This window comes from Janthinobacterium amylolyticum, assembly GCF_051380655.1.
Lineage (GTDB): Bacteria > Pseudomonadota > Gammaproteobacteria > Burkholderiales > Burkholderiaceae_D > Janthinobacterium.
Window position 1 is genome coordinate 44,881 of sequence record NZ_JBNYXL010000009.1, and the last position, 25,981, is coordinate 70,861.

29 protein-coding genes are annotated in these 25,981 nt (G+C 63.8%); 18 read left to right on the forward strand and 11 right to left on the reverse strand.

The window, feature by feature from the left end; all coding sequences use genetic code 11:
- The first annotated feature begins 108 nt into the window (after positions 1-108).
- From metX to ACQ4WR_RS19440, 5 genes are read left to right on the forward strand one after another with little or no spacing between them, the layout of a single operon-like run.
- Positions 109-1,308 (forward strand): homoserine O-succinyltransferase MetX, encoded by a 1,200-nt coding sequence (gene metX, locus ACQ4WR_RS19420; protein WP_436489317.1) that lies wholly within the window; start codon positions 109-111, stop codon positions 1,306-1,308.
- On the forward strand, positions 1,305-1,916 hold the full coding sequence (gene metW, locus ACQ4WR_RS19425; protein ID WP_436489319.1) for a methionine biosynthesis protein MetW: 612 nt from the start codon (positions 1,305-1,307) through the stop codon (positions 1,914-1,916). Before metX ends, metW begins: the two co-directional genes overlap by 4 nt.
- Positions 1,916-3,175 carry an AmpG family muropeptide MFS transporter gene (locus tag ACQ4WR_RS19430; RefSeq protein ID WP_102296320.1) on the forward strand — a complete coding sequence of 420 codons (1,260 nt, stop codon included), beginning with the start codon at positions 1,916-1,918 and terminating at the stop codon, positions 3,173-3,175. Before metW ends, ACQ4WR_RS19430 begins: the two co-directional genes overlap by 1 nt.
- Positions 3,156-4,058 (forward strand): M48 family metallopeptidase, encoded by a 903-nt coding sequence (locus ACQ4WR_RS19435; RefSeq protein ID WP_436489320.1) that lies wholly within the window; start codon positions 3,156-3,158, stop codon positions 4,056-4,058. Before ACQ4WR_RS19430 ends, ACQ4WR_RS19435 begins: the two co-directional genes overlap by 20 nt.
- 1 nt (position 4,059) lies before the next feature.
- Positions 4,060-4,962, forward strand: coding sequence for an RluA family pseudouridine synthase (locus ACQ4WR_RS19440; RefSeq protein ID WP_102296324.1), 903 nt, complete (start codon positions 4,060-4,062; stop codon positions 4,960-4,962).
- Positions 4,963-5,114: 152 nt separating this feature from the next.
- Here the strand turns inward: ACQ4WR_RS19440 and ACQ4WR_RS19445 are convergent, their stop codons facing one another.
- Entirely contained in the window at positions 5,115-5,891 is a 777-nt protein-coding gene (locus ACQ4WR_RS19445) for an exodeoxyribonuclease III (RefSeq protein ID WP_102296326.1), read from the reverse strand.
- Positions 5,892-6,000: 109 nt separating this feature from the next.
- Here ACQ4WR_RS19445 and pyrE point away from each other — a divergent pair, with 109 nt between their 5' ends.
- The gene (pyrE, locus tag ACQ4WR_RS19450; RefSeq protein ID WP_436489321.1) at positions 6,001-6,663 is read left to right on the forward strand and encodes an orotate phosphoribosyltransferase; all 663 of its coding nucleotides are present in this window, start codon (positions 6,001-6,003) and stop codon (positions 6,661-6,663) included.
- Between the two features lie 75 nt (positions 6,664-6,738).
- On the opposite strand, the gene ACQ4WR_RS19455 is transcribed toward pyrE, so the two are convergent.
- Entirely contained in the window at positions 6,739-6,984 is a 246-nt protein-coding gene (locus tag ACQ4WR_RS19455; protein WP_180979478.1) for a GNAT family N-acetyltransferase, read from the reverse strand.
- Positions 6,984-7,727: a sulfite exporter TauE/SafE family protein gene (locus ACQ4WR_RS19460; protein WP_436489323.1), complete on the reverse strand. Its 744-nt coding sequence runs from the start codon at positions 7,725-7,727 to the stop codon at positions 6,984-6,986. Before ACQ4WR_RS19460 ends, ACQ4WR_RS19455 begins: the two co-directional genes overlap by 1 nt.
- A 124-nt stretch (positions 7,728-7,851) precedes the next feature.
- Between ACQ4WR_RS19460 and ACQ4WR_RS19465 the strand changes: the two genes are divergently transcribed.
- The 5 genes from ACQ4WR_RS19465 (at position 7,852) to ACQ4WR_RS19485 (ending at position 10,789) form a co-directional block, all read left to right on the forward strand.
- Entirely contained in the window at positions 7,852-8,745 is an 894-nt protein-coding gene (locus tag ACQ4WR_RS19465; protein ID WP_102296333.1) for a LysR family transcriptional regulator, read from the forward strand.
- 21 nt (positions 8,746-8,766) lie between these two features.
- On the forward strand, positions 8,767-9,642 hold the full coding sequence (locus ACQ4WR_RS19470; protein ID WP_436489325.1) for an alpha/beta fold hydrolase: 876 nt from the start codon (positions 8,767-8,769) through the stop codon (positions 9,640-9,642).
- Positions 9,643-9,738: 96 nt separating this feature from the next.
- Complete coding sequence (locus tag ACQ4WR_RS19475) at positions 9,739-9,930, forward strand: YqaE/Pmp3 family membrane protein (RefSeq protein ID WP_010393172.1); 192 nt, start codon at positions 9,739-9,741, stop codon at positions 9,928-9,930.
- 65 nt (positions 9,931-9,995) lie between these two features.
- On the forward strand, positions 9,996-10,460 hold the full coding sequence (locus ACQ4WR_RS19480; RefSeq protein ID WP_436489327.1) for a carboxypeptidase-like regulatory domain-containing protein: 465 nt from the start codon (positions 9,996-9,998) through the stop codon (positions 10,458-10,460).
- Positions 10,460-10,789 carry a hypothetical protein gene (locus tag ACQ4WR_RS19485; protein ID WP_436489329.1) on the forward strand — a complete coding sequence of 110 codons (330 nt, stop codon included), beginning with the start codon at positions 10,460-10,462 and terminating at the stop codon, positions 10,787-10,789. The genes ACQ4WR_RS19480 and ACQ4WR_RS19485 overlap by 1 nt, the downstream gene beginning before the upstream one ends.
- 21 nt (positions 10,790-10,810) lie before the next feature.
- Here the strand turns inward: ACQ4WR_RS19485 and ACQ4WR_RS19490 are convergent, their stop codons facing one another.
- From ACQ4WR_RS19490 to gatC, 6 genes are all read right to left on the reverse strand, one after another.
- Entirely contained in the window at positions 10,811-11,848 is a 1,038-nt protein-coding gene (locus ACQ4WR_RS19490) for an oxidoreductase (RefSeq protein ID WP_436489331.1), read from the reverse strand.
- Between the two features lie 86 nt (positions 11,849-11,934).
- A complete protein-coding gene (locus ACQ4WR_RS19495) occupies positions 11,935-13,182 on the reverse strand; it encodes a M56 family metallopeptidase (protein WP_436489333.1) in 1,248 nt (415 codons plus the stop codon).
- Complete coding sequence (locus tag ACQ4WR_RS19500; protein ID WP_436489335.1) at positions 13,179-13,562, reverse strand: BlaI/MecI/CopY family transcriptional regulator; 384 nt, start codon at positions 13,560-13,562, stop codon at positions 13,179-13,181. Before ACQ4WR_RS19500 ends, ACQ4WR_RS19495 begins: the two co-directional genes overlap by 4 nt.
- Positions 13,563-13,754: 192 nt before the next feature.
- Complete coding sequence (gene gatB, locus ACQ4WR_RS19505; protein ID WP_436489599.1) at positions 13,755-15,230, reverse strand: Asp-tRNA(Asn)/Glu-tRNA(Gln) amidotransferase subunit GatB; 1,476 nt, start codon at positions 15,228-15,230, stop codon at positions 13,755-13,757.
- 34 nt (positions 15,231-15,264) lie between these two features.
- Positions 15,265-16,761, reverse strand: coding sequence for an Asp-tRNA(Asn)/Glu-tRNA(Gln) amidotransferase subunit GatA (gatA, locus tag ACQ4WR_RS19510; RefSeq protein WP_436489337.1), 1,497 nt, complete (start codon positions 16,759-16,761; stop codon positions 15,265-15,267).
- A gap of 177 nt (positions 16,762-16,938) precedes the next feature.
- The gene (gene gatC, locus ACQ4WR_RS19515) at positions 16,939-17,241 is read right to left on the reverse strand and encodes an Asp-tRNA(Asn)/Glu-tRNA(Gln) amidotransferase subunit GatC (RefSeq protein ID WP_102298999.1); all 303 of its coding nucleotides are present in this window, start codon (positions 17,239-17,241) and stop codon (positions 16,939-16,941) included.
- Between gatC and ACQ4WR_RS19520 the strand changes: the two genes are divergently transcribed.
- The 7 genes from ACQ4WR_RS19520 (at position 17,240) to ACQ4WR_RS19550 (ending at position 24,459) form a co-directional block, all read left to right on the forward strand.
- Entirely contained in the window at positions 17,240-17,527 is a 288-nt protein-coding gene (locus tag ACQ4WR_RS19520) for a hypothetical protein (protein WP_146012548.1), read from the forward strand. The two genes, gatC and ACQ4WR_RS19520, sit on opposite strands and share 2 nt — an antisense overlap.
- A gap of 64 nt (positions 17,528-17,591) precedes the next feature.
- On the forward strand, positions 17,592-18,635 hold the full coding sequence (locus tag ACQ4WR_RS19525) for a rod shape-determining protein (RefSeq protein WP_010393186.1): 1,044 nt from the start codon (positions 17,592-17,594) through the stop codon (positions 18,633-18,635).
- Between the two features lie 103 nt (positions 18,636-18,738).
- On the forward strand, positions 18,739-19,803 hold the full coding sequence (gene mreC / locus ACQ4WR_RS19530) for a rod shape-determining protein MreC (RefSeq protein WP_436489339.1): 1,065 nt from the start codon (positions 18,739-18,741) through the stop codon (positions 19,801-19,803).
- Positions 19,800-20,312: a rod shape-determining protein MreD gene (gene mreD, locus ACQ4WR_RS19535; RefSeq protein WP_034749354.1), complete on the forward strand. Its 513-nt coding sequence runs from the start codon at positions 19,800-19,802 to the stop codon at positions 20,310-20,312. The genes mreC and mreD overlap by 4 nt, the downstream gene beginning before the upstream one ends.
- Before the next feature lie 12 nt (positions 20,313-20,324).
- Positions 20,325-22,292, forward strand: coding sequence for a penicillin-binding protein 2 (gene mrdA / locus ACQ4WR_RS19540; protein ID WP_102298995.1), 1,968 nt, complete (start codon positions 20,325-20,327; stop codon positions 22,290-22,292).
- A gap of 8 nt (positions 22,293-22,300) precedes the next feature.
- A complete protein-coding gene (gene rodA / locus ACQ4WR_RS19545; protein ID WP_102298993.1) occupies positions 22,301-23,416 on the forward strand; it encodes a rod shape-determining protein RodA in 1,116 nt (371 codons plus the stop codon).
- Positions 23,416-24,459 (forward strand): septal ring lytic transglycosylase RlpA family protein, encoded by a 1,044-nt coding sequence (locus tag ACQ4WR_RS19550; RefSeq protein WP_102298992.1) that lies wholly within the window; start codon positions 23,416-23,418, stop codon positions 24,457-24,459. Before rodA ends, ACQ4WR_RS19550 begins: the two co-directional genes overlap by 1 nt.
- 52 nt (positions 24,460-24,511) lie before the next feature.
- Here the strand turns inward: ACQ4WR_RS19550 and ACQ4WR_RS19555 are convergent, their stop codons facing one another.
- Together ACQ4WR_RS19555 and ACQ4WR_RS19560 are read right to left on the reverse strand one after the other, a co-directional pair.
- Positions 24,512-25,210: an SPOR domain-containing protein gene (locus ACQ4WR_RS19555; protein WP_102298990.1), complete on the reverse strand. Its 699-nt coding sequence runs from the start codon at positions 25,208-25,210 to the stop codon at positions 24,512-24,514.
- On the reverse strand, positions 25,204-25,980 hold the full coding sequence (locus tag ACQ4WR_RS19560) for a type III pantothenate kinase (RefSeq protein ID WP_436489342.1): 777 nt from the start codon (positions 25,978-25,980) through the stop codon (positions 25,204-25,206). Before ACQ4WR_RS19560 ends, ACQ4WR_RS19555 begins: the two co-directional genes overlap by 7 nt.
- Between the last annotated feature and the right edge of the window lies 1 nt (position 25,981).

Consider the following 25,981-nt stretch of genomic DNA (forward strand, 5'->3'; position numbering starts at 1 on the left):
ACATCGCGCGCGGCATGATGTGTCCTGGTGTTAAAGTTGCAGCACCTATCATCGCGGTGCTGCATCGACCATGGCCCGTGGGGCCACCCCCTTTATAAACCGACACACATGTCATCCATTGGAATCGTTTCACCGCAAACCATGTACTTTGCGGAACCCCTGCAGCTGCAAAGCGGCGCATCGCTGCAGGACTATATGTTGATGTATGAAACCTACGGCACCCTGAACGCCGACAAATCGAACGCGGTGCTGGTCTGCCACGCCCTGAACGCCTCGCACCACGTGGCCGGCGTGTATGCGGACGAGCCGAAAAGCACGGGCTGGTGGGACAATATGGTCGGTCCCGGCAAGCCGCTCGACACCAATAAATTCTTTGTCATCGGCGTCAATAACCTGGGCTCCTGCTTCGGCTCGACGGGCCCCATGCACACCAATCCCGCCACCGGCAAGCCATATGGCGCCAGCTTCCCCGTCGTCACGGTGGAAGACTGGGTCAGCGCGCAGGCGCGCCTGGCCAACGAGCTGGGCATCACCCAGTTCGCCGCCGTGATGGGCGGTTCGCTGGGTGGCATGCAGGCGCTGGCGTGGAGCATCATGTTCCCCGAGCGCCTGCGCCACTGCGTGGTGATCGCCTCGACGGCCAAGCTGTCGGCGCAAAACATCGCCTTCAACGACGTGGCGCGCCAGGCCATCCTGTCCGACCCCGACTACCGTGGCGGCGACTTTTATGCACATGGCGTGGTGCCGAAGAACGGCTTGCGCGTGGCGCGCATGGTGGGCCACATCACGTATCTGTCGAATGACGACATGGCCGAGAAATTCGGCCGCAAGCTGCGCGACGCGGCGCAGACGGGTGACTACAAGTTCGGCTTCGGCATCGACTTCGAGATCGAATCGTATCTGCGCTATCAGGGCGACAAGTTCTCCGAATACTTCGACGCCAACACGTATTTATTGATCACCAAGGCGCTCGACTATTTCGATCCGGCGCGCGCGCATGGCGGCGACCTGGCCAAGGCCCTGTCGGGCACGAAAGCGAAGTTCTTCCTCGCCTCGTTCTCCACCGACTGGCGCTTTTCGCCCGAGCGCAGCCGCGAGATCGTCGAAGCGCTCGTCTGCAACCGCCGCCAGGTGACGTATGCCGAGATCGACGCGCCGCACGGCCATGATGCCTTCCTGCTGGAAGACCCGCGCTATATGAACATGGTGCGCGCCTACTATGGCCAGGTATGGAACGACATCGCTGCGGGCACGTCCGCCGCCGTACAGAACACCGCCGTCCGCCAGGGCGCGAAGGAGATCGCATGACTTTTGACGAATTGAGCGCCCTGCGCCCCGACCTGGCCTTCATCGCCCACTGGGTGCCGGACAATGCGCATGTGCTGGACGTGGGCTGCGGCGACGGCGTGATGCTGCAGTACCTGCAAAGCGACAAGGAGTGCAGCGGCTATGGTATCGAGATCGCCGACGACAAGGTACTGGCCAGCACGCAGCGCGGCGTCAACGTGGTCCAGCAGGACATGGAAAAGGGCCTGGCCATCTTTGGCGACAACAGCTTCGACACGGTGCTGTGCCTGTCCTCGCTGCAGATGATGAAGCAAGTCGAGCCGCTGTTGCGCGACATCGTGCGCGTGGGCGCCGAGGCCATCGTCTCGTTCCCGAACTTCGCCTACTGGCCGCACCGCGTGGCGCTGCTGAAAGGGCGCATGCCCGTGTCCAAATCGCTGCCCTACCAGTGGTACGACACGCCCAACGTGCGCTGCGCCACCATCAACGACTTCCGCGAACTGGCCGAGGAATGCGGCCTGGAAGTGATCGAATGCGTGGCCCTGGCCGAAGGCAAAATGGTCTCCGTGCTGCCGAACCTGCGCGGCGACCTGGCCGTCTTCCGCCTGCGTAAAAAAGCGGTGCATTGATGAACGCAAGCCCGGCGCCAGGCTGGCGCTCGTATGCCAACGGCCGCATGCTGGCCGTGCTGGTGCTGGGCTTCAGTTCCGGTTTGCCCCTGTTCATCCTGCTGTATCTGCTGCAGGCATGGCTGGCCAAGTCGGGCCTGAATGTGAAAGCGCTGGGGCTGTTCGCCCTGGTGCAGTTCCCGTATATCTGGAAATTCCTGTGGGCACCCCTGATGGACCGCTACAGCATCCTGGGCCTGGGACGCCGGCGCGGCTGGATGGCGCTCACGCAAGTGGCGCTGTTCTTTTCCATCGGCGCCATGGGCATGCTGGATCCGCTCACGCAGATCGGCCTGATCGCCGCTGCCGCCGGCGGCGTGGCCTTTCTGTCGGCCAGCCAGGACATCGTCATCGACGCCTACCGGCGCGAAATCCTCAGCGACAACGAGCAGGGACTGGGCGCGGCCGTCATCGTCAACGCGTATAAAGTGGCGGGCATGGTACCGGGCGCGCTGTCGCTGATCCTGGCCGACCGCATGCCGTGGCAGCCCGTGTTCTGGATCACGGCCGCCTTCATGCTGCCGGGTCTTGTGTGCACCTTGCTGATCCGGGAACCCACCGTCTACGGCTCGCCGCCGAAGACCATGCGCGAAGCGATCATCCTGCCGTTCCAGGAATTCATCGCGCGCGATGGTTGGCGTAACGCAATGTGGATCCTCGCCTTCGTATTACTCTACAAGATCGGCGACAGCATGGCCACGGCGCTGGCGACGAAGTTTTATCTCGACCTGGGTTTTAGCATGACGCAGATCGGCCTGGCCGCCAACACCACGGGGTTCTGGGCCAGCCTGGCCGGCGGCGTGGTGGGCGGCGTGTGGATGCTCAAGCTGGGCATCAACCGCGGCCTGTGGGTCTTCGGCGCGCTGCAGGCGATCGCCATTCTGGGATTCGCCTGGCTGGCGCAGGTGGGGGCAAATACCATGCTGCTCAGCGCCGTGATCGGTTTCGAGTCCTTTGCCAGCCTGGGCCTGGGCGCGGCCGCCTTTGTCGCCTTCCTGTCGCGCACCACGGACCCGCGCTACACGGCCACGCAATACGCGCTGTTTTCCAGCCTGAGCGCCGTGCCGCGCACCCTGATCAACGCCTCGGTGGGTTTTCTCGTCGCCGAGCTGGGCTGGTTTTCCTTTTTCATCGTCTGCTTCTTCCTGGCCTTCCCGGCCATGATGATGCTGCCTAAAATCGCTCCATGGAGGTCTGCCAATGGCACCAATATCCCTTAAACGTTACGCCGCCCTGGCCAGCCTGTGCGCGGCTACCGCGCTGGCGCCCCTGTCCGTCCACGCCCAGCAGGCGACGGTCCAGGATGGCATCAAGGTGCGTCCTTTGTCGACTTCGCGCATCTTTGCCGGCGGCGCCGATTTCAATGAACAGTCGAAGCAGCAATACACGCAGCTGGTCAACGAGGCGAAAGAAAAAAATGCGCTGGTGCCCGACAGCGACCCGCAAGTCAAACGCTTGCGCGCCATCGCCCAGCGCATCATCCCGTTCGCCACGCGCTGGAACGAGGCGGCGGCCAGCTGGAACTGGCAAGTCAACCTGCTCAATTCCGACCAGGTCAACGCCTTTTGCATGCCGGGCGGGCAGATCGCTTTTTACAGCGGCATCATCACCAAGCTGAATCTGACCGACGACGAGGTGGCCATCGTCATGGGCCATGAAATCTCGCACGCGCTGCGCGAACACTCGCAGGCGCAGGCGGGCAAGGGCAACCTGGCCGCCGTGGGCGCCAAGCTGGCCGGCGCCGGCCTGTCGGCCTGGCTCGGCGTCGACCCAAGCATCACCAGCACCGCCACCAATATGGCGGCGCAGGGCGTGATGCTGAAATTCTCGCGCGACGACGAACGCGAAGCGGACCTGATCGGCATGGATCTGGCAGCGCGTGCCGGCTTCGACCCGCGCGCCGGCGTGGTGCTGTGGCAGAAAATGGCGGCAGTGAGCAAGGGCGCGCCGCCGGAATTCCTCTCGACGCACCCGTCGGGCAAGTACCGCATCTCGCAGATGAACAGCCACATGGCGCAAGTGCTGCCGCTGTACGCGCGCAGCAAGGGCGTCAGCGTGAACGCCTTGCCGCCGTACCGCAGCACCGCGATCGCGCAGCGCTAGGATGTCCAGCCGCCACACCGCCGCACCGTTGCCCATGCGCGATGGCGTCGCCCCCAGCTACCTGTGGCTGCCGGAAGGGCAATGGTCCGGCATGCTGGCCTTCCTTGTCGAACGCTATCCGCAGATCAGCGCCGCGCAATGGCAGGACCGCATGGCGCGCGGTGAAGTGGTCAGTGGCGACGGCACCGTGCTGGGCCCGGACAGCGCGTACCGGCGCGGCATGCGCATTTTTTATTACCGCGAGCTGGAGCGGGAAACGCCGATTCCCTTCCAGGAAGCCATCCTGTTCCAGGACGAGCACCTGCTGGTGGTCGACAAGCCGCATTTTTTACCGATGACGCCGGGCGGGCGCTTCGTGCAGGAGACCCTGCTGACGCGCCTGAAGAAAAAATTCGACAGCACTGACCTGACGCCGATCCACCGCCTCGACCGCGAAACGGCCGGCGTGGTGATTTTTTCGCGCCAGGTGGCCAGCCGGGGCGCCTACCAGTCACTGTTCCAGCGCCGTGAAGTGCACAAGACGTACGAGGCGCTGGCACCCGCGCTGGCGGGCCGTGATTTCCCGTTTACATATCGCAGCCGCATGGTGGACGGCGACAAGTTTTTCCTCATGCGCGAGGAAGAGGGCGACGCCAATTCGGAAACCGTCATCGACGTGATCGAGCGGCGCGGCGACGTGAATTTGTACCGCTTGCATCCGCACACGGGCCGCAAGCACCAGCTGCGCGTGCACCTGGCGTCGCTGGGCATCCCCATCGTCAACGATGCGTTTTATCCCGTGGCGCGGCCGTGCAAGGACGACGACATGTCGCAGCCCTTGCAGCTGCTGGCGCGGGCCATCGATTTCATCGACCCTTTGACGGGCGAGGCGCGGCATTTCGAAAGCCGGCGCACGCTCGGGTAATCCGACGCCACCACTGGCGCGGCCAACAATGTTGTCGGATTACGGCCCTGCGGCCTCGGCGGCCCCACCTGATCCGACCTACGGTAGAGCAGGCGTAGGTCGGCTTATAGCGCGAAGCGCGTAAGCCGACACCACCCGCGACGTGTCAAAGATCAGCCCTTGATCGTGTAATCGATGATCAACGGTGCATGGTCGGAAAAACGCTCGTCCTTGTAAACGCTGACCGTATGCGCCTGGGCGGCGATGCCGGGCGTGGCGACGTGGTAGTCGATGCGCCAGCCGACGTTCTTCGCGTAGGCTTGTCCGCGGTTGCTCCACCACGTGTACTGGTCTTCGCGCTTGTCCAGGCCGCGGTGCACGTCGACAAAGCCCACTTCGTCAAAGACGCGCGTCAGCCAGGCCCGTTCCTCGGGCAGGAAGCCGGAATTTTTCTTGTTGCCTTTCCAGTTCTTCAGGTCGATTTCGTGGTGGGCGATATTCCAGTCGCCGCAGATGACCACTTCACGGCCCAGCGCCTTGAGTTCCAGCAGGTGCGGCAGGAACAGTTCCATGAAGCGGAACTTGGCTTCCTGGCGTTCCGGGCCGGAAGAACCGGACGGGCAGTACACGGAAATGACGGACAGCTTGCCAAAATCACAGCGCACATAGCGGCCTTCGGCATCGAATTCCGGGCTGCCGAAGCCGATGTGCACGGCGTCCGGTTCCACCTTGCTGTACACGCCCGTGCCCGAATAGCCTTTTTTCTCGGCGTAGTGGAAATGGCCGTGGTAGCCGTGCGGATTGAGGAATTCCGGCGTCATGTCGGGCAGCTGCGCCTTCAATTCCTGCACGCAGATGAAATCGGCCGTTTGCGTGCCCATCCAGTTGAAAAAGCCTTTTTTGGCGGCGGAACGGATGCCGTTCAGATTGGCGGAGATAATTTTTGGCATAGATAGAAAGTGAAAAGGGCGCTGGACGGGGCCGGCGGGCGCGGCATGGCGATTGTCTCGCCGGTGCGCGCGGATTAAAATACAGGCACTTTTAAAAAATGAGGCTAATGTGAATAATTTACGCCAGCAGTTTATCGCGTTTTCAGTATCCAAGGGAGTCTTGCGGTTCGGCGAGTTCACCACCAAGGCCGGGCGTCAATCGCCGTACTTCTTCAATGCGGGCCTGTTCCATGACGGCGCCACCCTGGCCGAGCTGGCGCAGTTCTACGCGCAGACCCTGCTCGACTCGGGCGTGGAGTTCGACATGCTGTTCGGTCCCGCCTACAAGGGCATCACCCTGGCGTCGGCCACCGCCGTGGCGCTGGCTGGCAAGGGCCGCAATACCTCGTTCGCCTTCAACCGCAAGGAAGCCAAGGACCATGGCGAAGGCGGCACCATCGTCGGCGCCAAGCTGCATGGCAAAGTCGTCATCATTGACGATGTGATCTCGGCCGGCACCTCGGTGCGCGAATCGGTGGACATGATCCGCGCCGCCGGCGCCGAGCCTTGCGCCGTGCTGATCGCCCTGGACCGCATGGAGCGTTCCGGCCCGGATGGCCAGCTGTCGCCAAGTTCGGCGGTGCAGGAAGTGTCGAAACAGTACGGCATTCCCGTCATTTCGATCGGCAACCTGGACGATCTGTTCGGCTACCTGAACGGCGCTGGCACCGATCCGGACCTGCTGCAGCACAAGGAAGCCGTTTCCGCCTACCGCGCGCGCTACGGTATTTAAAGTAGCCATGGCGGCGTTGCAGCGCGTTGCCGCACTAGCGTGCTGTCTGCCGCGCTGCGCCTTGCCCTGAGCACTTTAAACCGTCGTATTTTCCAGCAGTGCCCGCAGCCGCGGGTCGCTGCAGGCGGCGCTGGCCGACGGATGATCGTGCAACAAGCGCCGCAGCAGCGCCCCGCCGATGCCGCGCCGCCGGAAAGGCGGTTTCACGAACAGCATATTTACTCCCACGCCATGCGCATGCCTGGTGATGTCGAGCATGGCCACCTGCTGGCCATCGATCCATGCGCACAAGGCGTGATCGCCGTGCCAATCAATCTGCATCAAGCCAGCCATGGTTTCAACGCCGAATGCAGGCCCAGGGCGAACAGCCCGACAAAAAAGCACCGTTTGAACACCTGCTGCGAGATGCGCCCGCGCAGCCATTGACCGGCCAGCATGCCGGCCAGGGCCGGCAGCAGCGCATACGCGGACGCACCGGCCGCGCCGAGGCTGAAGTCGCCGTGCAGGGCCAGGCTGGCCGCCAGTGCCACGGTCGAGACGGTAAACGCCAGGCCCAGCGCCTGTATCAGCGCGTCGCGCGCCAGGCCCAGTCCCTGCAGATACGGTACGGCGGGGATCACGAACACGCCGGTGGCGGCCGTTACCAGGCCTGTCGCGGCGCCCATCACGGGACCCAGCCACGCTTCGTGGCGTGCCGGCACGCGCAGCTGCAGCGAAAACAGGCCGGCCAGCGCATACAGCATCAGCGCCACGCCCAGGGCGACGACGGGCCAGGCGCCGCCATCCTTCGGCAGCAGGGCGCCGCCCGCCAGGGTGCCGGCCATGACGGCGGCCAGCATGGGCCACAGGCGCCGCAGCAAGGCACGCAGGCCGGGGCCGGCCGCCAGTTGCCAGAGATTCGTCACCATCGATGGCACGATCAGCAGTGCCGCCGCCTGCACGGGCGCCATGACGAGGCTGAGCGTGCCCATGGCCACGGTCGGCAGCCCCAGTCCAACTACGCCCTTGACGAAGCCAGCTACGATGAAGCTGGCACCGACGGCCAGCAAAAATGAAGTGTCCATCTTTTTATGTCAGAGTAAATTTGCATGGATTTTGCGCGCCGCGCGCGATTTCGCCAAGATGGATTATCCTGAGTCAGCCTATGTAAAAAGCGAAGGCTGGAAAGATGCGGAAAAGGAGGGCGCCATGCGCTTTGATCTGGTCGACTTGCAGCTGTTTGTGAATGTGGTGGAAGCGGGCAGCCTGACGGCGGGCGCCGCGCGCAGCCATCTGGCGCTGGCGTCGAGCAGCGCGCGCGTGCGCGGCATGGAAGAGATGCTGGGCATGCCGCTGCTGCTGCGCGGACGGCGCGGCGTGGAACCGACGCCGGTGGGCCAGACCCTGCTGCATCACGCGCGCCTGGTGCTCATACAAATGGAGAAAATGCGCGGCGAGCTGGGCGAATTTGCGCGCGGCCTGAAGGGGCAGCTGCGTTTGCTGTGCAATACGGCGGCGCTCAGCGAATTTTTGCCCGAGGCGCTCGGTGCTTTTCTCGACCGCCATCCGAACCTGACCATCGACCTGGAAGAGCGTCTCAGTTACGATATCGTCAAGGCCGTCTCGGAAGGACTGGCCGACATGGGCATCGTTTCCGATTCGGTCGACATGCGCGGCTTGCAGACTTTTTTGTTCCGCCCCGACCGGCTGGTGGCGATCGCGGCGGCCGATGGCGTGCATCACCGCGCCCTGGGCCAGGATGGCGTCGTCGATTTTGCCAGCGTGCTCGATCACGATTTCATCGGCCTGGCCGACGACAGCGCGATGCAGCAGTACCTGGGCATGCACGCGGCGCGCCTGGGCCGCCCCTTGAAGGTGCGCGTGCGCCTGCGCAGCTTCGATGCCGTCTGCCGCATGGTGGCCAGCGGCGTGGGCGTGAGCGTGGTGCCGCTGGCGGCGGCAAACCGCTGCCAGCAGACGATGGCGCTGCGCTGCATGGAATTATCCGATCCCTGGTCGGTACGCAATCTCACCATCTGCGTACGCCAGTTCAGTGAACTACCCCTGTACGCGCGCCAGTTGATCGAACATCTGAAGGCGTGACAGGGCATGACAGGAGCAGCGATGCGTTTTTCTGAAGACAAGATGGCCAGCCTGCTGTGCAGCGACCAGGTCGAGCGGCCCATCCACATCTGGCAGCCGCCAGCACCCCGGCAGCCACGCGCGGTGATTCTGGCGATCCACGGCGGCATGGCGCATGCGGGCGACTACGTCACGCCGGCGCTGTACTTCCGCCAGCACGGCATCGCCACGGTCAGCTTCGACATGGTGGGCCACGATGGCAAGCGCAAGGTCGACATTCCCTCGTTCGAGGCCTTCCTTGACGACGCGGAACTGTTCCTCGCCTGGGTCAAGGCCGCGTATCCGGGCCTGCCAATTTTCGTCATGGGCCACTCCATGGGCGGCCTGATCGCCACGCACCTGGGGCTGCGGCGTTTCGCGGGCGACCCGGCCATCAAGGGTTTTATTCTGTCGTCGCCGTATTACGTGAATGCGATCCCCGTGCCGAAGGTGCTGCAAATGCTGTCGGGCTGGCTGGCCAGGCGCTTTCCCACGATGAAGGTCCCGCTGGGAAATCTGACCATGCTGCTGACGCACGACCAGACCATCACGGCGCGCCATTTCCAGGACGAGCGCGATGGCATCCGCGCCAGCGAAGCGTCGGTGCGCTTTGCCCACGCCCTGACATCGGCGCAAAAGGAGCTGGCCGGCGGCTTGTCCGGCTGGCGCTTCCCCCTGTTCGCCGTGGTGGCGGGCGACGACAAGCTGGCCAACAGCCGCGCCACGGAAAGCATGCTGCGCAGCGTGCCCGACGGCCTGCTCGACTACCATTTTTATCCGGCCAACTACCACGAGAATTTCAATGAAGTGAACCGCGACACGATTTTTGCCGCCATCCTGGCCTGGATGGAGAAACTGCTGGCGCCAGCGGCAGCTTGAGGTGCCGGGTATCGCTATAATCGACCTGACTGAATTGACCGCCGGCGCATGCCGGCCCGGACCCCGCGGCACTGGGGCATACTGAAGGAACGAACGATGCGCTTGCTGATTGCCCTGATACTCCCCTGGCTGACCTTTTTCACGATCGGTCGTCCGATCGCCGGCATCATTTGCCTGATCCTGCAAATTACCGTGATCGGCTGGCTGCCAGCCACGATCTGGGCCGTGTATGCACTGAGCCAGTACAAGACGGACCAGAAGATCGCCGAGGCCATGCGCCGGCGCTGATGTGGGTCTAAGTCCTGTTTAAGCTGCGCTTCCTATCTTGATTCAATCAACGCAAGGAGAGTGAGATGGCACCAAACAGACGCGGTATCCCGGGCTTGATGGCGGCGATGTTCACGGCGGGATTCCTGCTGGCGAGCAGCGCCCACGCGCAGACCGACAGCGCCCTGCCGCCCGTGCAGAAGAGCGGGGCGGTGGAATACCTGAGCGGCGGCATCGGCCTCGAGGAATCGACGGCCATCAAGGGCGCCAGCCGGCATTGGCCATTGAGCCTGGTGTTTTCCGTGCAGGCGGCGGGCAAGGCGGAATTTGCCTCCGACGTGAAGCTGGAGATCCGCGATGCCAAGGGCGTACCGGTGCTGGAAACGACAGCCAGCGGCCCCTTCCTGCTGGCGAAATTGCCGCCGGGTAGCTACAGCCTGCGCGCTACCCTGGTGGGCAAGACCCTGGAACGCAAGGTGCAAATCAAGGCGGGCAGTTCCGCGCGCGTGGAGCTGGTCTGGCCGGCGGGAACGAACCAGGGCCAATCCTGATGCCAGGCGACGGCAAGGTGCCCGAACGGGGCCTGCCGGCGCGCGGCTTGTCGGCACATATCCTGCCCACTTCGGCGACGATGATCGGCGTATGCATGACCGTGCTGTCGATCGGCCACCTGGCGCCGCGTGGCGACGTGCGGGTGGTGATCGACAAGCTGCTGGCCGTCGACGCCATCGTGTTTCTTGTCAGCGCCGTGCTGTCCTTTTTGTCGCTGCGCCCCGGCCAGTCGTGCCTGCGCTACGAATGGTGGGGCGAGCTGGTGTTCATTTGCGGCCTGGCCATGCTGGCGCTGGGCGCCGTGGTGCTGGCCTTCGTCATCAACTGAGTCCGGCCAGCTGTCATACCGTCAGCGCACCGCGAGCACGCGGCCCTCGGCGGCGCTTTGCAGGGCCAGTTCGATCAGGCGTATCGTCGCCGCCGCATCTTCGGCTGCCACGGGCGCCGCTGCGCCATGACGGATGGCATCGGCCATGCCCTGGTAAAAATCCTGGTAGCGGCCGGCCTGCATGTCCAGGTGCGAGAACTGGCCATCCGGCTGCGTACCCAGGTGCAGCGCACCGCGCACGGGATCGACGCCCCAGCCGGCCTGGCCCGGCCTGCCGCCCGCCTTCAATGCATCTTCCTGCGGATCGAGACCGAATTTCACGAAACTGCCCTTGTCGCCATGCACGGCGAAGCGCGCCGTCGGCGCCTTCACCAGGCAGCCGGCCTGCAGCACCACGCGCAGCCGGTCATAGTACAAAACGATGTGCATGTAGTCGACAGCTTGCGCGCCATCGCGCTGCAGGGCGATGTCGGCGTACAGTTTTTCCGGCATGCCGAACAGCTGCGTGGCCTGGTCCAGCATGTGCGGTCCCAGGTCGTACAGCAAGCCGCCGCCCGGTGCGGCGGACTCGCGCCAGCGCTGGCGGATCTCGGGGCGGAAGCGGTCAAAATGCGATTCGACGCTGGCGATGCGGCCCAAGGTGCCCTGCGCCAGCAGCGTTTTGAGGGTCAGGAAATCGCCATCCCAGCGGCGGTTGTGGTACACGCTGAGCACCAGCTTGCGTTCTTGCGCCAGCGCGATCAGGCTCTGCGCCTCCAGGCTGGAAATGGTGAAGGGCTTGTCCACCACCACGTGTTTTCCCGCCTGCAGGGCAGCCAGCGCCAGGCTGTAATGGGCTTCATTGGGCGCGGCGATGACCACCAGTTCGATCGATGGATCGGCAAACAGCTGCGCCGGTTGCGCATACACGGTGGCCTGCGGCCAATCCTTGTGCACGAGTTCCGGCTTGCTGGAGGCGACGGCCGTCAGTTCCAGGGCGTCGATGGCCGACAGGACGGGAGCGTGGAAGGTGGAGCCGGCAAAGCCGTAGCCGACCAGGCCGGTTTTGATCTTGTTCATGGCGTGTTCACGGGTGCGTGGAAGAATCCATGATCATACCCGCAAGTGGGCGGCGGCAGCGCTGCCGCGCTGCCGCCGCACAGACATTAGTTCAGGCGCCAGACGTATTGCACCTTGACGCTGGCGCTGACCGGCTTGCCGCCAGCCAGGGCCGGCTTGAACGTGCACTTGGCAATGCCGGTGCGCGCCGCCTCGTCGAGGGCCGGATGGCCGCTGCTTTTGACCACGCTCGATCCTTGCACCTTGCCGGTGGCATCGACATCAAAGGACATGTTGACCGTGCCCACTTCCTTCGCCTGCAGCGATGCGGCCGGGTAGACGGGTTTGCCGCAGACGCTAAAGTCGATGATGGGGCGGCGCTCCAGTACCGGTGCGCTGGCAGAAGCGACAGCCTGGCCATAGATGCCGAGGCAAGCGCCCGCCAGTGCCAGCAGCGGCACGGCCGCCTTCCAGTTCAGGGTCGGTGGTGCGGGGCGCAGCAATCGTTTGATACGTGACATAAGATCTCCTCCGTTGGCCGCCTGGGCCAGGTGGTGGGTTGAGAACTGGAGACGTTCCAGTTCCGAGAGTGCAAGAGCCAGACGCCGCGGTTCGCCCAGTTGTCTTGCTGCGAAATCATCTGCAATATGTTCGCGTTCCAGGCGCACGCCGCGTGAAATCCACCAGACGGCAGGGTGGAAGAACAGCAGCGCCTCGATGGCGTTTTGCAGCAGGTTGACCAAGTAATCGTGGCGGCGGATGTGCGCCAGCTCGTGTGCCAGCAGCGCAGCGAGCAAGTCGGGCGGCATGCCCGTGATCAGCGCGGCGGGTACCAGCACCACGGGGCGCCAGATGCCGGCCGTGACAGGGCTGGCGATACCATCGAGCACGCGCAGCCGCACGGCCCGCGTCACGCCCGCCGCTTGCGTCATCTGCGCCAGGCGTGTTTGCCATGCCGTATGCGTGGCGCCGGACTGGCTGGCGCTGCGTGCTATCCACAGCATGCCCAGCGCCATGCGCAAGGCCAGTACGGCGGCACACAGCGCCCAGACGCTGACGATGACGCTCAGCGCCGTGTGCAGGCCGGGCAAGCCGTCGGGGGGCAGCAGCGTTGTGGAGAGCCGGGGGCCGGCAAATGCGGGGCTGGCCGCGTCGCCGCTGGCCAGGCGCAGAGACAGTCCCACCAGGGGCCAGCACAGGCAGGCCAGCAGGGCGCCGCAGCCGAGCGCATAACGCGCCTCCGGACGGGCATTGCGCAGGGCGGCCCAGGCCAGCGCCGTGGCGCAGCCGATCAGGATGCCCTGCCACAGGAAGTGCAGCAGGGTCCAGCCAAGGGCCTGCACGAAGCCGTTCATGACTGATCGTCCTTGAGCATCTTTTCAATTTCTTCGCGTTCGGCGCGCGACACGCCCGTGCGCAGCGCCGCCAGCACCAGCGCCTTGGCGGAACCGGCGAAGGCTTTCTGCATCAGTTCCTTGAGCAGATTGGTCTGCAGGCTGTCCTGCGCCTGCGCTGGCGCATACACGTGCGAGCGCTGGCTTTCGTCGCGGATCAGCAAGCCCTTGGTATGCATGATCTGCATCAGGCGCAGCACGGTGCCGTAGGTGATGGCCGGCTTGGCCAGCGCCATCGCCTCGTGCACCTGCTTGGCCGTGGCGGCGCCCAGCGGCCACAGCGTCTGCAGCAGATCGAGTTCGGCCGCCGTCGGTTTCGGGATGTCGGATGTCTTGGCCATGCGGTTTTCCTCTTGCCTGAAGTTCAATATGGCTAGCGTAAACCTTGTAGACAAAAATGTATACTTTAATTTTCAATGTTGTATAAATGCCTGTCAGCCATGCTGTAAAACCTAGACAAGCTTGTTTATGAGTAAAGCCGGCAGGCGAAAAAAAAGACGCCGCAGCGTCTTTTTTTTGGGGGCGGTGAAAAATTAGCCCGCCAGCTTGGCCTTCAGCAGTTCCGTCAGCTGGGCCGGGTTGGCCTTGCCCTTGGACGCTTTCATGGCCTGGCCGATCAGCGCGTTGATGGCCGCTTCCTTGCCGGCGCGGTACTGCTCCACCGACTTGGCGTTGGCCGCCAGCACTTCATCGACGATGGCTTCCAGCGCGCCCGAGTCCGAGATCTGCTTCAGGCCCTTGGCGTCGATGATGGTATCGACCAGGTTCTCGTCGTTCGATTTTGCTTCCCACATGCCGGCGAAGACTTCCTTTGCCGCCTTGTTCGAGATGGTGCCGTCGGCGATGCGCTTGAGCATGGCGGCCAGCTGCGCGGCGGAGACGGGAGCGTCGTCCAGGTCCACGCCTTCGCGGTTCAGGGTCGACGCCACGTCGCCCATCAGCCAGTTGGCGGCGACCTTGGCGTTTTCCTTGCCGGCCTTGTCGACCACGGCAACGAAGTAGGTGGCCATGGCTTTCGATTGCGTCAGCACCAGCGCATCGTAGTCCGGCAACGCGTATTCGCTGATGAAACGGGCGCGCATGGCGGCAGGCAGTTCCGGCATCGAGGCCTTGACCGTGTCGATCCACGCTTGCGAGATGACCAGCGGCGGCAGGTCAGGGTCCGGGAAGTAGCGGTAATCCTGCGCGTCTTCCTTGCTGCGCATTTCGCGTGTTTCCTTGCGGTCCGGATCGTACAAACGCGTCGCCTGCACGACCTTGCCGCCGTCTTCGATCAGCTCGATCTGGCGGCGCACTTCGACGTGCACGGCTTCTTCGATGAAGCGGAAGGAGTTCAGGTTCTTGATCTCGCAGCGGGTGCCGAATTCCTTCTGGCCGACGGGGCGCACGGACACGTTGACGTCGCAGCGGAACGAGCCTTCCTGCATGTTGCCGTCGCAAACGCCCAGCCACATGACCAGCGAGTGCAGCGCCTTGGCGTAAGCCACGGCTTCGGCGGCGCTGCGGATTTCCGGTTCCGAGACGATTTCCAGCAGCGGCGTGCCGGCGCGGTTCAAGTCGATGCCGCTCATGCCCGCGTAGTCTTCGTGCAGGGATTTGCCGGCGTCTTCTTCCAGGTGGGCGCGCGTCAGGTTGACCGTCTTGGTGACGAACTCGCCATCCTTTTCGTAGCCGAAGGTCAGGGCGCCGCCGATGACGACGGGGTCCTCGAACTGGCTGATCTGGTAGCCTTTCGGCGAATCCGGATAAAAATAGTTCTTGCGCGCGAAGACCGAGTGCGGCGCCACGGTGGCGCCCACGGCCAAACCAAAACGGATCGCGCGGTCGACGGCCTGCTTGTTCATCACGGGCAGCACGCCTGGCAGGGCCAGGTCGACGGGGCTCGCCTGCGTGTTGGCTTCGGCGCCGTACTTGATCGGCGAACCGCTGAAAATTTTGGATTCGGTCGTGAGCTGCACGTGGTTCTCAAGACCGATGACGACTTCCCATTGCATAGTGTTCTCGCTTATTTTTGTTGGCGCCGCCTGGGCGGCGCGTGTGTTCTTAGATGCCGGCAGTTGCGTTGCCTGGAGCGCGCGTATGCCAGTCCGTCACCAGCTGGTACTGGTGGGCCACGTTCAGCAGCCTGGCTTCGCCAAAATAATTGCCGATGATTTGCAGGCCGACGGGGCGCTTGCCGTTCTTTTCACCTTCGCCAAAGCCGCACGGGATCGACATGCCGGGCAGGCCGGCCAGGCTGGTCGACAGGGTGTAGATGTCGGCCAGGTAGTTCGCTACCGGGTCATCCGTCTTGTCGCCCAGGTCCCAGGCGACTGTTGGCGCAACCGGTCCCATGATGACGTCGCAGACGGCGTTCGGGCCATTCAGCACAGCGTCAAAATCCTGCGCGATCAGGCGGCGGATCTTTTGCGCCTTCAGGTAGTAGGCGTCGTAGTAGCCGTGGCACAGCACGTAGGTGCCGACCATGATGCGGCGCTGCACTTCGGGACCGAAGCCTTCGGCGCGCGACTTCTTGTACATATCCTGCAAGTCCTTGTACTCGCTAGCGCGGTGGCCGTAGCGCACGCCGTCGTAGCGCGACAGGTTCGACGATGCTTCTGCCGGGGCGATCATGTAGTAGGCGGGAATCGACAGGGCGGTGTTCGGCAGCGAGATGTCGACCAGGGTGGCGCCCAGCTTTTCATACTGCGCCAGCGCGCCGCGCACGGCCGCTTCCACGTCCTTGGCCAGGCCTTCGCCGAAATACTCGCGCGGCACGCCGATGCGCAATCCCGTGAGGGGTTCATCAAGACTGCGCGAAAAATCTTCCGCCACGCCGCCCTGTTCCGGCGACAGGCTGGTCGAGTCGCGCTCGTCGAAGCCGGCCATGGCACTCAGGAGCAGGGCGCAGTCTTCGGCCGAGCGGGCCATCGGGCCGCCCTGATCCAGAGACGAGGCAAAGGCGATCATGCCGAAGCGCGAGACGCGGCCATAGGTCGGCTTGATGCCGGTGATGCCGCAAAAAGCGGCAGGCTGGCGGATCGAGCCGCCCGTGTCGGTGCCGGTGGCCGCTGGCGCCAGGCCGGCCGCCACGGCGGCAGCCGAGCCGCCCGAGGAACCGCCCGGCACGGCCGTCTTGTCCCACGGGTTCTGCACGGCGCCGAAGGCCGAGTTCTCGTTGCCGGAACCCATGGCGAACTCGTCGCAGTTGACCTTGCCCAGGGTGACCATGCCGGCGGCCTGGAATTTTTCCACCACGGTGGCGTCAAACGGGCTGGCGTAGTTGGCCAGCATGTTCGAGCCGGCCGTCGTGCGCCAGCCCTTGGTGACGAACAAATCCTTGTGCGCGATCGGCACGCCCGTCAATGGCGTGGCCGTGCCGTTGGCGATGCGGGCATCCGCTTCGGCCGCTTGCGCCAGGGTCAGGGCACGGTCGACGTGCAAGAAGGCGTTCGAGGTGTCCGCTTCGATGCGGTCGAGGAAATGCGTCGCCAGTGCAACGGCGGAAATTTCCTTGTTCTGCAAAAGCGTGGACAGCTGTTTGATGGATTTTGTATGCATGGCGTTTCTATTTTTTCTATTCGGCAAGGTTGATATTCGTGCACTGCGCCGTTCTAGCGCCTGACAGAAGCGTAGCGAGCGGAAGTGGGTTGTGGCCGGGAAGCGGTGCTGTGCTTTTGCACAGTGAGCATCGGAGGCCGCAAATCGCGACGCGCAGCAGCTTATGCCAGGTGCCAGTTACTCGATGACCTTCGGGACCAGATACAGGCCATCCTGTACCTTCGGCGCCACAGCCTGGTAGTCGTCGCGGCGATTCGTCTCGGTGGCGACGTCTTCGCGCAGGCGCAGGGCGATATTGTCCATGTGGGCGGCCAGCGGATGGCTCAGGGGGGCCACGCCATCGGTATTGACGGCTTGCATTTGCTCGGCCAATGCGAAAATCTTGTTCAATTGCTCCAGCGAATTGACAGCCTGCTCGTCGGCCATTTCAAGTTGCGCCAGGTGGGCGATGCGTTTTACGTCGGATAGAGTCAGGGACATGGCGAATGGCGCGGAGTGCCGCGCATTAGTATTAAGTTGGCGTTTTGATAAAACGCGGGTATTTACTGCTATTTTGCTCACAAAAATCGAAGAATGCCGCGTAACTCGCGGCTGCAAGAGTCGCACTTTTCCATGGTTTTTGAGCAAATCGCATTCAAATTATAAGGTAGAATGGCGGGTTAATGCGTTGCCGGCGCTGATGGACTGCTGCCGCAGCATAGAAAAGATTGCGCAAGCGCTAAGCGAAACCCGGAAAAATCGCCTTTTGGATTTTCAGGGTGCCTGAAAGCGCCCGCTTTGAAACTCCCCATAAACAGCTTTTGCGCAGCTCGATGCGCTACAGGACACTCATGTTTGGTTTTTTACGCAGGTACATCTCCACCGATCTGGCCATTGACTTGGGCACGGCTAACACTCTTATTTATGTACGCGGCCTCGGTATCGTCCTGGACGAGCCGTCCGTCGTCGCCATCCGCCAGGAAGGCGGTCCGAATGGCAAGAAGACCATTCAGGCAGTCGGCAAGGAAGCCAAGCAGATGCTGGGCAAGGTGCCGGGCAATATCGAAGCGATTCGTCCGATGAAAGATGGCGTGATCGCCGACTTCACCGTCACCGAGCAGATGCTCAAGCAATTCATCCGCATGGTGCACGACTCGAAATTCTTCCGTCCATCGCCGCGCATCATCATTTGCGTGCCGTGCGGCTCGACCCAGGTGGAACGCCGCGCGATCCGCGAATCGGCACTCGGCGCCGGCGCCTCGCAGGTGTACCTGATCGAAGAACCGATGGCAGCGGCCATCGGAGCGGGCCTGCCCGTGTCCGAAGCGACCGGCTCGATGGTGGTCGACATCGGCGGCGGCACGACGGAAGTGGGCATCATTTCGCTGGGCGGCATGGTCTACAAGGGTTCCGTGCGCGTCGGCGGCGACAAGTTCGATGAAGCTATCGTCAACTACATCCGCCGCAACTACGGCATGCTGATCGGCGAACAGACGGCCGAAGCCATCAAGAAGGCCATCGGTTCGGCCTTCCCTGGTTCGGAAGTGAAGGAAATGGAAGTCAAGGGCCGTAACCTGTCCGAAGGCATCCCGCGCTCGTTCACCATTTCCAGCAACGAGATCCTCGAAGCGCTGACCGACCCGCTGAACAACATCGTCTCGGCCGTGAAAAACGCGCTGGAACAGACGCCGCCGGAACTGGGCGCCGACATCGCCGAAAAAGGCATGATGCTGACGGGCGGCGGCGCACTGCTGCGCGACCTCGATCGCCTGCTGATGGAGGAAACCGGTCTGCCGGTGCTGGTGGCCGAGGACCCGCTCACCTGCGTGGTGCGCGGTTCCGGGATGGCACTGGAACGTATGGACAAGCTCGGCTCGATCTTCTCCTACGAATAATCTGACAGAAGGGCCGGAACCATTTCCGGCCTTTTTTTGGTTTTGACTCCGGCGTTTGCCCGGGGTTTGCACGTTGGCGCACTGCGCCTGATTATTGGATGTCATGGAATACAGTCCTCCGCCACTTTTCAAACAAGGCGCCTCTGCCCGCGTCAAGATGATGGTGTTCGCCGGCATTTCTATCGCCTTGCTGCTGGTCGATTCGCGCATGCACGCGCTGACGGCCGTGCGCCAGGCCGTCGGCACCGTGCTGTATCCGGTGCAGATGGCGGCCCTGATGCCGCGCGATGTGGCGCTCGGCGTCGGCAATTACTTTTCTTCGCTGTCGGCCCTGGAAAAACAGGTGCGCGACCTGAAGCACGAACAGATCGCCTCGGCGCAGATACTGCAGCAGGCGCAGCTCAACATCGTCGAAAACAACCATTTGCGCAAGCTGATGGAAGCGCGCGAGCGCGTGCCCGTCAAGACCATGATGGCCGAAGTGCTGTACGACACGCGCGATTCGGCCACGCGCAAGATCGTGCTTGACCGCGGTATCCAGAATGGCGTCGAACTGGGGCGCCCCGTGATTGACAACCTGGGCGTGGTGGGGCAGGTCACGCGCGTGTTCCCGTTTACGTCCGAAGTCACCTTGCTGACGGATGAAGAGCAGGCCATTCCCGTGCAGCTGCTGCGCAATGGCGTGCGCAGCGTGGCCATTGGCCGCGGCAAGTCCGGCACCATGGAATTGCGCTTCACGGCGCCCAGCGCCGATATCCAGATCGGCGACATTGTCATTACCTCGGGCCTGGACGGCCTGTACCCGGCCGGCCTGGCCGTGGCGCGCGTGACCCTGGTCGAACGCAATGCGCACGGCCCGTTCGGCCGTGTCGTCTGTCAGCCGCTGGCCGGCATCGAACGCAATACCCAACTCCTTATTCTGATGACGTCGCCCGACATTCCACCGCGCCCGCCCGCCGAAGATATCAAGACGGGCCGCAAGATCGCCGGCAAGATGGCGCCGATCAAGGACCCTGCCAAGGAACCTGCAGCGGCTGCCGCGGCAGCGCCGGCCACCACGCCTGCCGCCAAGCCGCCTGCCGCCAACGCGGCCGCGCCCGCGCCGGCAAAACCTGCGACGCCAACGCCCGCACCGGCCGCCGTGCCGCCGAAGGAGGCGACCCGATGAACCGCCCGCATTACATCCTGCTGCCGGTCAGCCCCCTGTTCATCGGTTTTTCCCTGCTGTGCGCTTTTCTGCTGAACCTGCTGCCCTGGGGGCAGTTCGTCGGCGTGCCCGATTTCGTCGCGCTGGTGCTGGTCTTCTGGGGCATCCACCAGCCGCGCAAGGTCGGCATCGGCGTGGCGTTTTTCATGGGCCTGATGATGGACGTGCACGATTCGACCCTGCTGGGCGAAAATGCGCTGGCCTACACCTTGCTCTCGTATTTCGCCATCATGATGCACCGCCGCGTGCTGTGGTTCCCCATCATGACGCAGGCGCTGCACGTGCTGCCGCTGCTGCTGCTGACGCAGGCGCTGCAATTGCTGACGCGCCTGATCGTCTCGGGCCGCTTCCCCGGCTGGCTCAATTTCATCGAGAGTTTTGTCGCCGTCGCCCTGTGGCCCATCGTCACGTGGATCCTGCTGGCGCCGCAGCGCCGCGCCGTGGACCGCGACCACAACCGCCCGATCTGACGAGCGCCCGCAATGACCGAACTGAAAAATACCGAGCGCGAACTGCATTTTTTCCGCATGCGCCTCACCGTGCTGGGCGCGCTCGTCTTCGTCTGCTTTTCACTGCTGCTGGCGCGCTTCATCTGGCTGCAGGTGATCAAGCACGAGGACTATGCCACCAAGGCCGAGGATAACCGCATCGCCGTGGTGCCCATCGTGCCTACGCGCGGCTTGATCCTCGACCGCAATGGCGTGGTCCTGGCGCGCAATTATTCGGCCTACACGCTGGAAATCACGCCATCGAAACTCAGTGCCAGCCTCGATTCCGTGATCGACGAGCTGTCGACCCTGGTGCAGATCGATATCAAGGACCGCCGCCGCTTCAAGAAGCTGCTGGAAGAGTCGAAGAATTTTGTCAGCGTGCCGCTGCGCACGCGCCTGACGGACGAGGAAGTGGCGCGTTTCACGGCGCACCGTTTCCGCTTCCCCGGCGTGGAAGTGCAGGCGCGCCTGTTCCGCCAGTATCCGATGGGCGAAGTGGCGTCGCACGTGGTGGGCTTCATCGGCCGCATCAACCGCAATGAAGCCAAGGCGCTGGAAGAGGGCGAGGACGCCGCCAACTACAACGGCACCGACCATATCGGCAAGGAAGGCCTGGAGAAAAGCTACGAGAAGCAGCTGCACGGCACCACCGGCTACGAAGAGGTGGAAGTGTCGGCCGGCGGGCGCGCCATGCGCACCCTGTCGCGCACGGCGGCCACGCCCGGCAATAATCTGATCCTGTCGATCGACATCGAACTGCAGAAAGTGGTCGAGGAAGCGTTCGGCGAATGGCGCGGCGCGGCCGTGGCGATCGACCCGGCCACGGGCGACATCCTGGCCTATGTTTCCAAGCCAGGCTACGATCCGAACCTGTTCGTCGACGGCATCGACCAGCAAAGCTGGAACGAACTCAATACCTCGCTGGACCGGCCGATGGTCAACCGTCCCCTGTCCGGCACTTACGCGCCCGGCTCGACCTTCAAGCCCTTCATGGCGCTGGCCGCGCTGGAACTGGGCAAGCGCACGCCAAGCCAGTCGATTTCCGATCCCGGTTTCTTCATGCTGGGCGGGCATATGTTCCGCGACGATAAAGTGGGTGGCCACGGCACGGTCGACATGCACAAGTCCATCGTCGTCTCGTGCAATACCTATTACTACCAGCTGGGCCGCGACATGGGCATCGACGCCATCCACGACTTCATGAAGCCGTTCGGCTTCGGCCAGCTGACGGGCATCGACCTGAATAACGAAAAGACGGGCGTGCTGCCGTCGACGGAATGGAAGCGCAACCGCTTCAAGACGCCGCAGCAGAAAAAATGGGTGGGCGGCGACACGATTTCGGTGAGTAACGGCTCCGGCTACAACTCCTACACGCCGCTGCAGATCGCCCACGCGACGGCCAACCTGGCGAATAATGGCGTGGTGATGAAGCCGCATCTGGTGAAAATCATCGAAGACGCCAACACGCGTGCGCGCACCCTGACGGTGCCGAAGGAAAGCTACCGCATTCCGCTCAAGCAGGAAAACATCGACACCATCAAGCGCGCCATGGTCGGCGTGACCAGCGAGCAGGGCGGCACGGCCGCGCGCATCTTCACCGGCGTGCAGTACACGGTGGGCGGCAAGACGGGGACTGCGCAGGTGGTGGGCATCAAGAAAAACGAGAAGTACAATGCCAAGCTGCTGGCCGAGCGCCTGCGCGACAACGCCTTGTTTACGGCCTTCGCGCCGGCCGACAAGCCGCGCATCGCGATTGCCATCGTGGTGGAAAACGCCGGCTTCGGTGCCGGCGTGGCCGCGCCGATCGCGCGCAAGGCACTCGACTACTACCTGCTGGGCAAGCGTCCGAGCGACAAGGAAAAAGAAACCACCAAGGTGCCGAAGGAAGATGTCGACGAAGTGCGCACCCTGGAAGAGATCACTGACGAGCAGGCCGCCCCGGCACCTGCCAGGCAATAAGGAAGCACATGCCCATTAACGAGAGGCGCTCGCTGTGGCGGCGCGCCAAACCCTATCTGGCGGTATTCGATCCGCCGCTGATGGTGATCATCCTGATGCTGCTCAGTACCAGCCTGCTGACCCTGTACTCGGCCAGCATCGGCATCCCCGGCAAGATCGAAGACCATCTGCGCAATATGCTGCTGTGCTTTTTCGTCATGTGGCTGGCCGCGAATGTCACGCCGCAGATGATGATGCGCATCGCCGTGCCGGCCTACACGGTATCGGTGCTGCTGCTGGTGGCCGTGGCGCTGTTCGGCACCATCAAGCTCGGTGCGCGGCGCTGGCTGCATATCGGCGTGATCGACATCCAGCCGTCCGAATTCCTGAAGATCGCCACGCCGCTGATGCTGGCCTGGTTCTTCCAGCACAATGCGGGCGCGCTGCGCTGGAAAGCGTTCGCCGTGGCTGCCGCGCTGCTGCTGGTACCCGTCTACCTGATCGCGCGCCAGCCTGACCTGGGCACGGCGCTGCTGGTCGTGGCGGCCGGTTTTACCGTCATCTTCCTGGCCGGCCTGTCGTGGAAAGTGATGGTGGGCTTGTTCCTCGCCGTCGCCTGCTACCTGCCGATCGCCTGGTCGCACCTGCATGACTACCAGCGCGACCGCGTGATGATGCTGATCGACCCGACCAAGGACCCGCTGGGCAAGGGCTTCCACATCATCCAGTCCATCATCGCCATCGGTTCGGGCGGCATGACGGGCAAGGGCTGGACGCACGGCACGCAAGCCCACCTGGAGTTCGTGCCGGAGCGCACGACCGACTTCATCTTCGCCGTGTATTCGGAAGAGTTTGGCCTGGTCGGCAACTTGATCCTGATGCTGATGTATTTACTGCTGGTGGGACGGGGGCTGATGATCGCCGCCAACGCCCCCAGTTTTTTCACTCGCCTGCTGGCAGGAGCGATTACCATGATTTTCTTTACTTACGCCTTCGTCAACATGGGCATGGTCAGCGGCATCGTGCCGGTGGTCGGCGTGCCCTTGCCATTCCTCAGCTACGGCGGCACCGCGCTGCTGACCCTGGGCGTCGCCTCCGGCATCCTGATGAGCATTCAGCGCCACCGCAAGCTGGTGCAGACCTGATGCGCGCGCCTGTCGATACCTTCGCCATGCGCGCAATGGGCCTGGCTGTCTTGCTGACCCTGGCCGCCTGCGGCACCACGCCGCAAAAGCCCGCGTCGGGCAATGTGCCCATGCCGTCCGGCGGCAAGGTCAAGTCCCCCGTGCGCCAGGATCCTACCTTGCCCGCCTTGCCGGCGGCCGGTTCCGGACGCGGCGGCTACTACAAGGATGACGGCCCGGGCGACAATCCGCCGCCCAACCTGCGCGACGTGCCCGACGCGGAAGTGCGCAACGAGCCGTATTCCACGCGCTCGAACCGCCCCTACGTCGTCTTCGGCAAGACCTACACGCCGATTACCAACAACGAACCGTTTACGCAGCGCGGCACGGGTACCTGGTATGGCAAGAAATTCCATGGCCAGCGCACCTCGTCGGGCGAAATCTACGATATGTACAAGATGACGGCGGCCCATCCGACCTTGCCGATTCCATCGTATGCGCGCGTGACGAGCATCGACAGCGGCGAGCAGGTGATCGTGCGCATCAATGACCGCGGACCATTCCACGCCACGCGCGTGATCGACGTGTCCTACACGGCGGCACTGAAACTGGGCTTCCTGGGCAAGGGCAGCCACCAGGTGGTGGTCGAGCGCCTGCTGCCGGCCGATATCGACGCCATCCTGGCTGCCCGCGCGGCGCCGAAGCCGGTGCCTTCCGTGGTCGCCATCTCCATCGATACGCCGGTGGAAACGGGCGCCGTGGTGCAGCCGGAAGTGTCGTCGCAGATGCTGCCCGTCGATGCGACGGTGGCCATGCCTGCACCGGTGGCGCTGGCCAGCGGCTTCTATTTGCAGCTGGGCGCCTACTCGCGCGCCGACAATGCGGAATCGGGACGTTCGCGCCTGGCGCCGTATGCGGCAGCCCTGGGGTCCCTGGGCGTGGTGCAGGCCGGTAACCTGTTCCGCCTGTACGGCGGACCGTTTTCCAGCCGCGCCGAGGCGGCCCGTGCGGCGGCGAATTTACCGGAATCGACAGGCATCAAGCCCATCGTCATCGAAAGATAAGCGTAGGTCGGATTCGGCGCAAAGCGTCGTAATCCGACGCGATTGTCAGCAGTCATTTACAGGCGCGCAGTTCCTGTTCCGGAAACTGCGCCTTGATCTTTTCCAGGCGCGCGCGCGTGGCGGCGTCGAGGTCGCGGAACTGGTAGGCCAGCTGCTTGCTGGCGCTGTAGCGGGGAGCGATGCGGGCGCTGTGCACGCCTTGCTTGTTCAGCGATGCCAGCTGGGTTTGCGCGCCGCTTTCCGACTTGAACACGCCCAGCGAAATGCCCCAGCGCTGCGGACTGCTTTCATTCATGATGAAGTAGTTCGTCACGCCCAGCTGCTTCAATTCGCCGGCCTTGCGGTCGGCGCCTTCCTTGCTGCCCTGCGGCGGGATGTACACCATGTAGCTGGAAATCTCCTGGCCGGCCACGTTGCGGCGCGACTGACGGTCGCCCAGGTCCAGCGACGCTACTTGCGCTTCGAAACGGCGGCCATCGGCCAGTAGGAAATTGCCCACCTCCGTGCAGGCATACGATAGCGGAGCTGCCGCTGCGACCGCCGCTGGCGCCGGGCTTTCTTCGGCGGCGGGCGGCGTGGCGGGCGCCGTGGCCTGTTCCTGCGTCAGCAAGGTGAGCTTGGTCGCCTGCAGCTGGTTTTTCAGGCGCGCCGGTTCGCGCGTCTCGCTGCGAAAACTGCCCAGATAACCCTGGCCGATGGCAAACACCAGCAGGTTCACGCCGGCCAGCAGCCAGAAGACGAATTTCAGCATGCGTGTTCTCCTTGAATTGCCGCTGCGCCGCCTGCGCGCGCGGCCGCCTGTAAACCAAGCATGACGATATTGTCCACCAGATGCAGCGGCACGGACAGGGCCAGGGCTTGCGCGATACGCGGCGCGGCGCCGCCGGACAGCAGGCAGGCGCTGGCGCCATGCATGCGCACGGCCCGTTCGATGGCGCCCGCCTGCGCCGCCAGGCAACCCGAGAGGATGGCGTCGTCCGTGTTGTCGGCAAAGCCGGCCGGCAGGGGGCTGCCGCTGGCGATCTGCGGCAATTGCGCCGTATTGCGCGCCAGCGAACTGGCCATCAGCCCGAGTCCCGGCAAGATCATCCCGCCGAGGAAAACGCCATCGGCCGTGAGGGCGTCGATGGTGGTGGCGGTGCCGCAATTGGCGACGATGACGGCCTGGCCCGGCGCCAGCGCGTGCGCGCCGATGGCGGCGGCAAAACGGTCGCAGCCCAGCTGGGACGGCTCGCGGTAGGCGTTGCTCACGCCGGCCAGATGCGGCAGCGAGGCAAACGTGGCGATGGACTGCGGCGGCAGATTGGCCGGCAGCTGTGCGCGCAGGCGCGCGCCGATGGCCGCGCCGGCCACGTTCGACAGCAGCACGCCGGAAATGGCCAGGCCGCCCCAGGCAGCCTGCAAGGTATCGAGCTGCGCATGCGCCACGGTGCCGCTGGCCAGCCAGGCGCCAGCCGCGCCGGTGGGGGCGGCCAGGGCCCATTTGATACGCGTGTTGCCGGCGTCGATCAGCAGGAGCATG

Bases quoted from the DNA above. Each gene is read 5' to 3' on its own strand.
- ACQ4WR_RS19555 (WP_102298990.1), bottom strand. From the start codon at position 25,210: ATGCTGAAATTCGTCTTCTGGCTGCTGGCCGGCGTGAACCTGCTGGTG.
- ACQ4WR_RS19475 (WP_010393172.1), top strand. From the start codon at position 9,739: ATGCGCTTGCTGATTGCCCTGATACTCCCCTGGCTGACCTTTTTCACG.
- ACQ4WR_RS19435 (WP_436489320.1), top strand. From the start codon at position 3,156: ATGGCACCAATATCCCTTAAACGTTACGCCGCCCTGGCCAGCCTGTGC.
- mreC (WP_436489339.1), top strand. From the start codon at position 18,739: ATGGAATACAGTCCTCCGCCACTTTTCAAACAAGGCGCCTCTGCCCGC.
- ACQ4WR_RS19525 (WP_010393186.1), top strand. From the start codon at position 17,592: ATGTTTGGTTTTTTACGCAGGTACATCTCCACCGATCTGGCCATTGAC.
- gatA (WP_436489337.1), bottom strand. From the start codon at position 16,761: ATGCATACAAAATCCATCAAACAGCTGTCCACGCTTTTGCAGAACAAG.
- ACQ4WR_RS19445 (WP_102296326.1), bottom strand. From the start codon at position 5,891: ATGCCAAAAATTATCTCCGCCAATCTGAACGGCATCCGTTCCGCCGCC.
- ACQ4WR_RS19480 (WP_436489327.1), top strand. From the start codon at position 9,996: ATGGCACCAAACAGACGCGGTATCCCGGGCTTGATGGCGGCGATGTTC.
- ACQ4WR_RS19440 (WP_102296324.1), top strand. From the start codon at position 4,060: ATGTCCAGCCGCCACACCGCCGCACCGTTGCCCATGCGCGATGGCGTC.
- ACQ4WR_RS19560 (WP_436489342.1), bottom strand. From the start codon at position 25,980: ATGCTCCTGCTGATCGACGCCGGCAACACGCGTATCAAATGGGCCCTG.
- ACQ4WR_RS19500 (WP_436489335.1), bottom strand. From the start codon at position 13,562: ATGGCCAAGACATCCGACATCCCGAAACCGACGGCGGCCGAACTCGAT.
- metX (WP_436489317.1), top strand. From the start codon at position 109: ATGTCATCCATTGGAATCGTTTCACCGCAAACCATGTACTTTGCGGAA.
- mreD (WP_034749354.1), top strand. From the start codon at position 19,800: ATGAACCGCCCGCATTACATCCTGCTGCCGGTCAGCCCCCTGTTCATC.
- ACQ4WR_RS19520 (WP_146012548.1), top strand. From the start codon at position 17,240: ATGGCGAATGGCGCGGAGTGCCGCGCATTAGTATTAAGTTGGCGTTTT.
- rodA (WP_102298993.1), top strand. From the start codon at position 22,301: ATGCCCATTAACGAGAGGCGCTCGCTGTGGCGGCGCGCCAAACCCTAT.
- ACQ4WR_RS19495 (WP_436489333.1), bottom strand. From the start codon at position 13,182: ATGAACGGCTTCGTGCAGGCCCTTGGCTGGACCCTGCTGCACTTCCTG.
- metW (WP_436489319.1), top strand. From the start codon at position 1,305: ATGACTTTTGACGAATTGAGCGCCCTGCGCCCCGACCTGGCCTTCATC.
- ACQ4WR_RS19485 (WP_436489329.1), top strand. From the start codon at position 10,460: ATGCCAGGCGACGGCAAGGTGCCCGAACGGGGCCTGCCGGCGCGCGGC.
- ACQ4WR_RS19460 (WP_436489323.1), bottom strand. From the start codon at position 7,727: ATGGACACTTCATTTTTGCTGGCCGTCGGTGCCAGCTTCATCGTAGCT.
- ACQ4WR_RS19550 (WP_102298992.1), top strand. From the start codon at position 23,416: ATGCGCGCGCCTGTCGATACCTTCGCCATGCGCGCAATGGGCCTGGCT.
- ACQ4WR_RS19490 (WP_436489331.1), bottom strand. From the start codon at position 11,848: ATGAACAAGATCAAAACCGGCCTGGTCGGCTACGGCTTTGCCGGCTCC.
- gatC (WP_102298999.1), bottom strand. From the start codon at position 17,241: ATGTCCCTGACTCTATCCGACGTAAAACGCATCGCCCACCTGGCGCAA.
- mrdA (WP_102298995.1), top strand. From the start codon at position 20,325: ATGACCGAACTGAAAAATACCGAGCGCGAACTGCATTTTTTCCGCATG.
- ACQ4WR_RS19430 (WP_102296320.1), top strand. From the start codon at position 1,916: ATGAACGCAAGCCCGGCGCCAGGCTGGCGCTCGTATGCCAACGGCCGC.
- ACQ4WR_RS19465 (WP_102296333.1), top strand. From the start codon at position 7,852: ATGCGCTTTGATCTGGTCGACTTGCAGCTGTTTGTGAATGTGGTGGAA.
- ACQ4WR_RS19470 (WP_436489325.1), top strand. From the start codon at position 8,767: ATGCGTTTTTCTGAAGACAAGATGGCCAGCCTGCTGTGCAGCGACCAG.
- ACQ4WR_RS19455 (WP_180979478.1), bottom strand. From the start codon at position 6,984: ATGCAGATTGATTGGCACGGCGATCACGCCTTGTGCGCATGGATCGAT.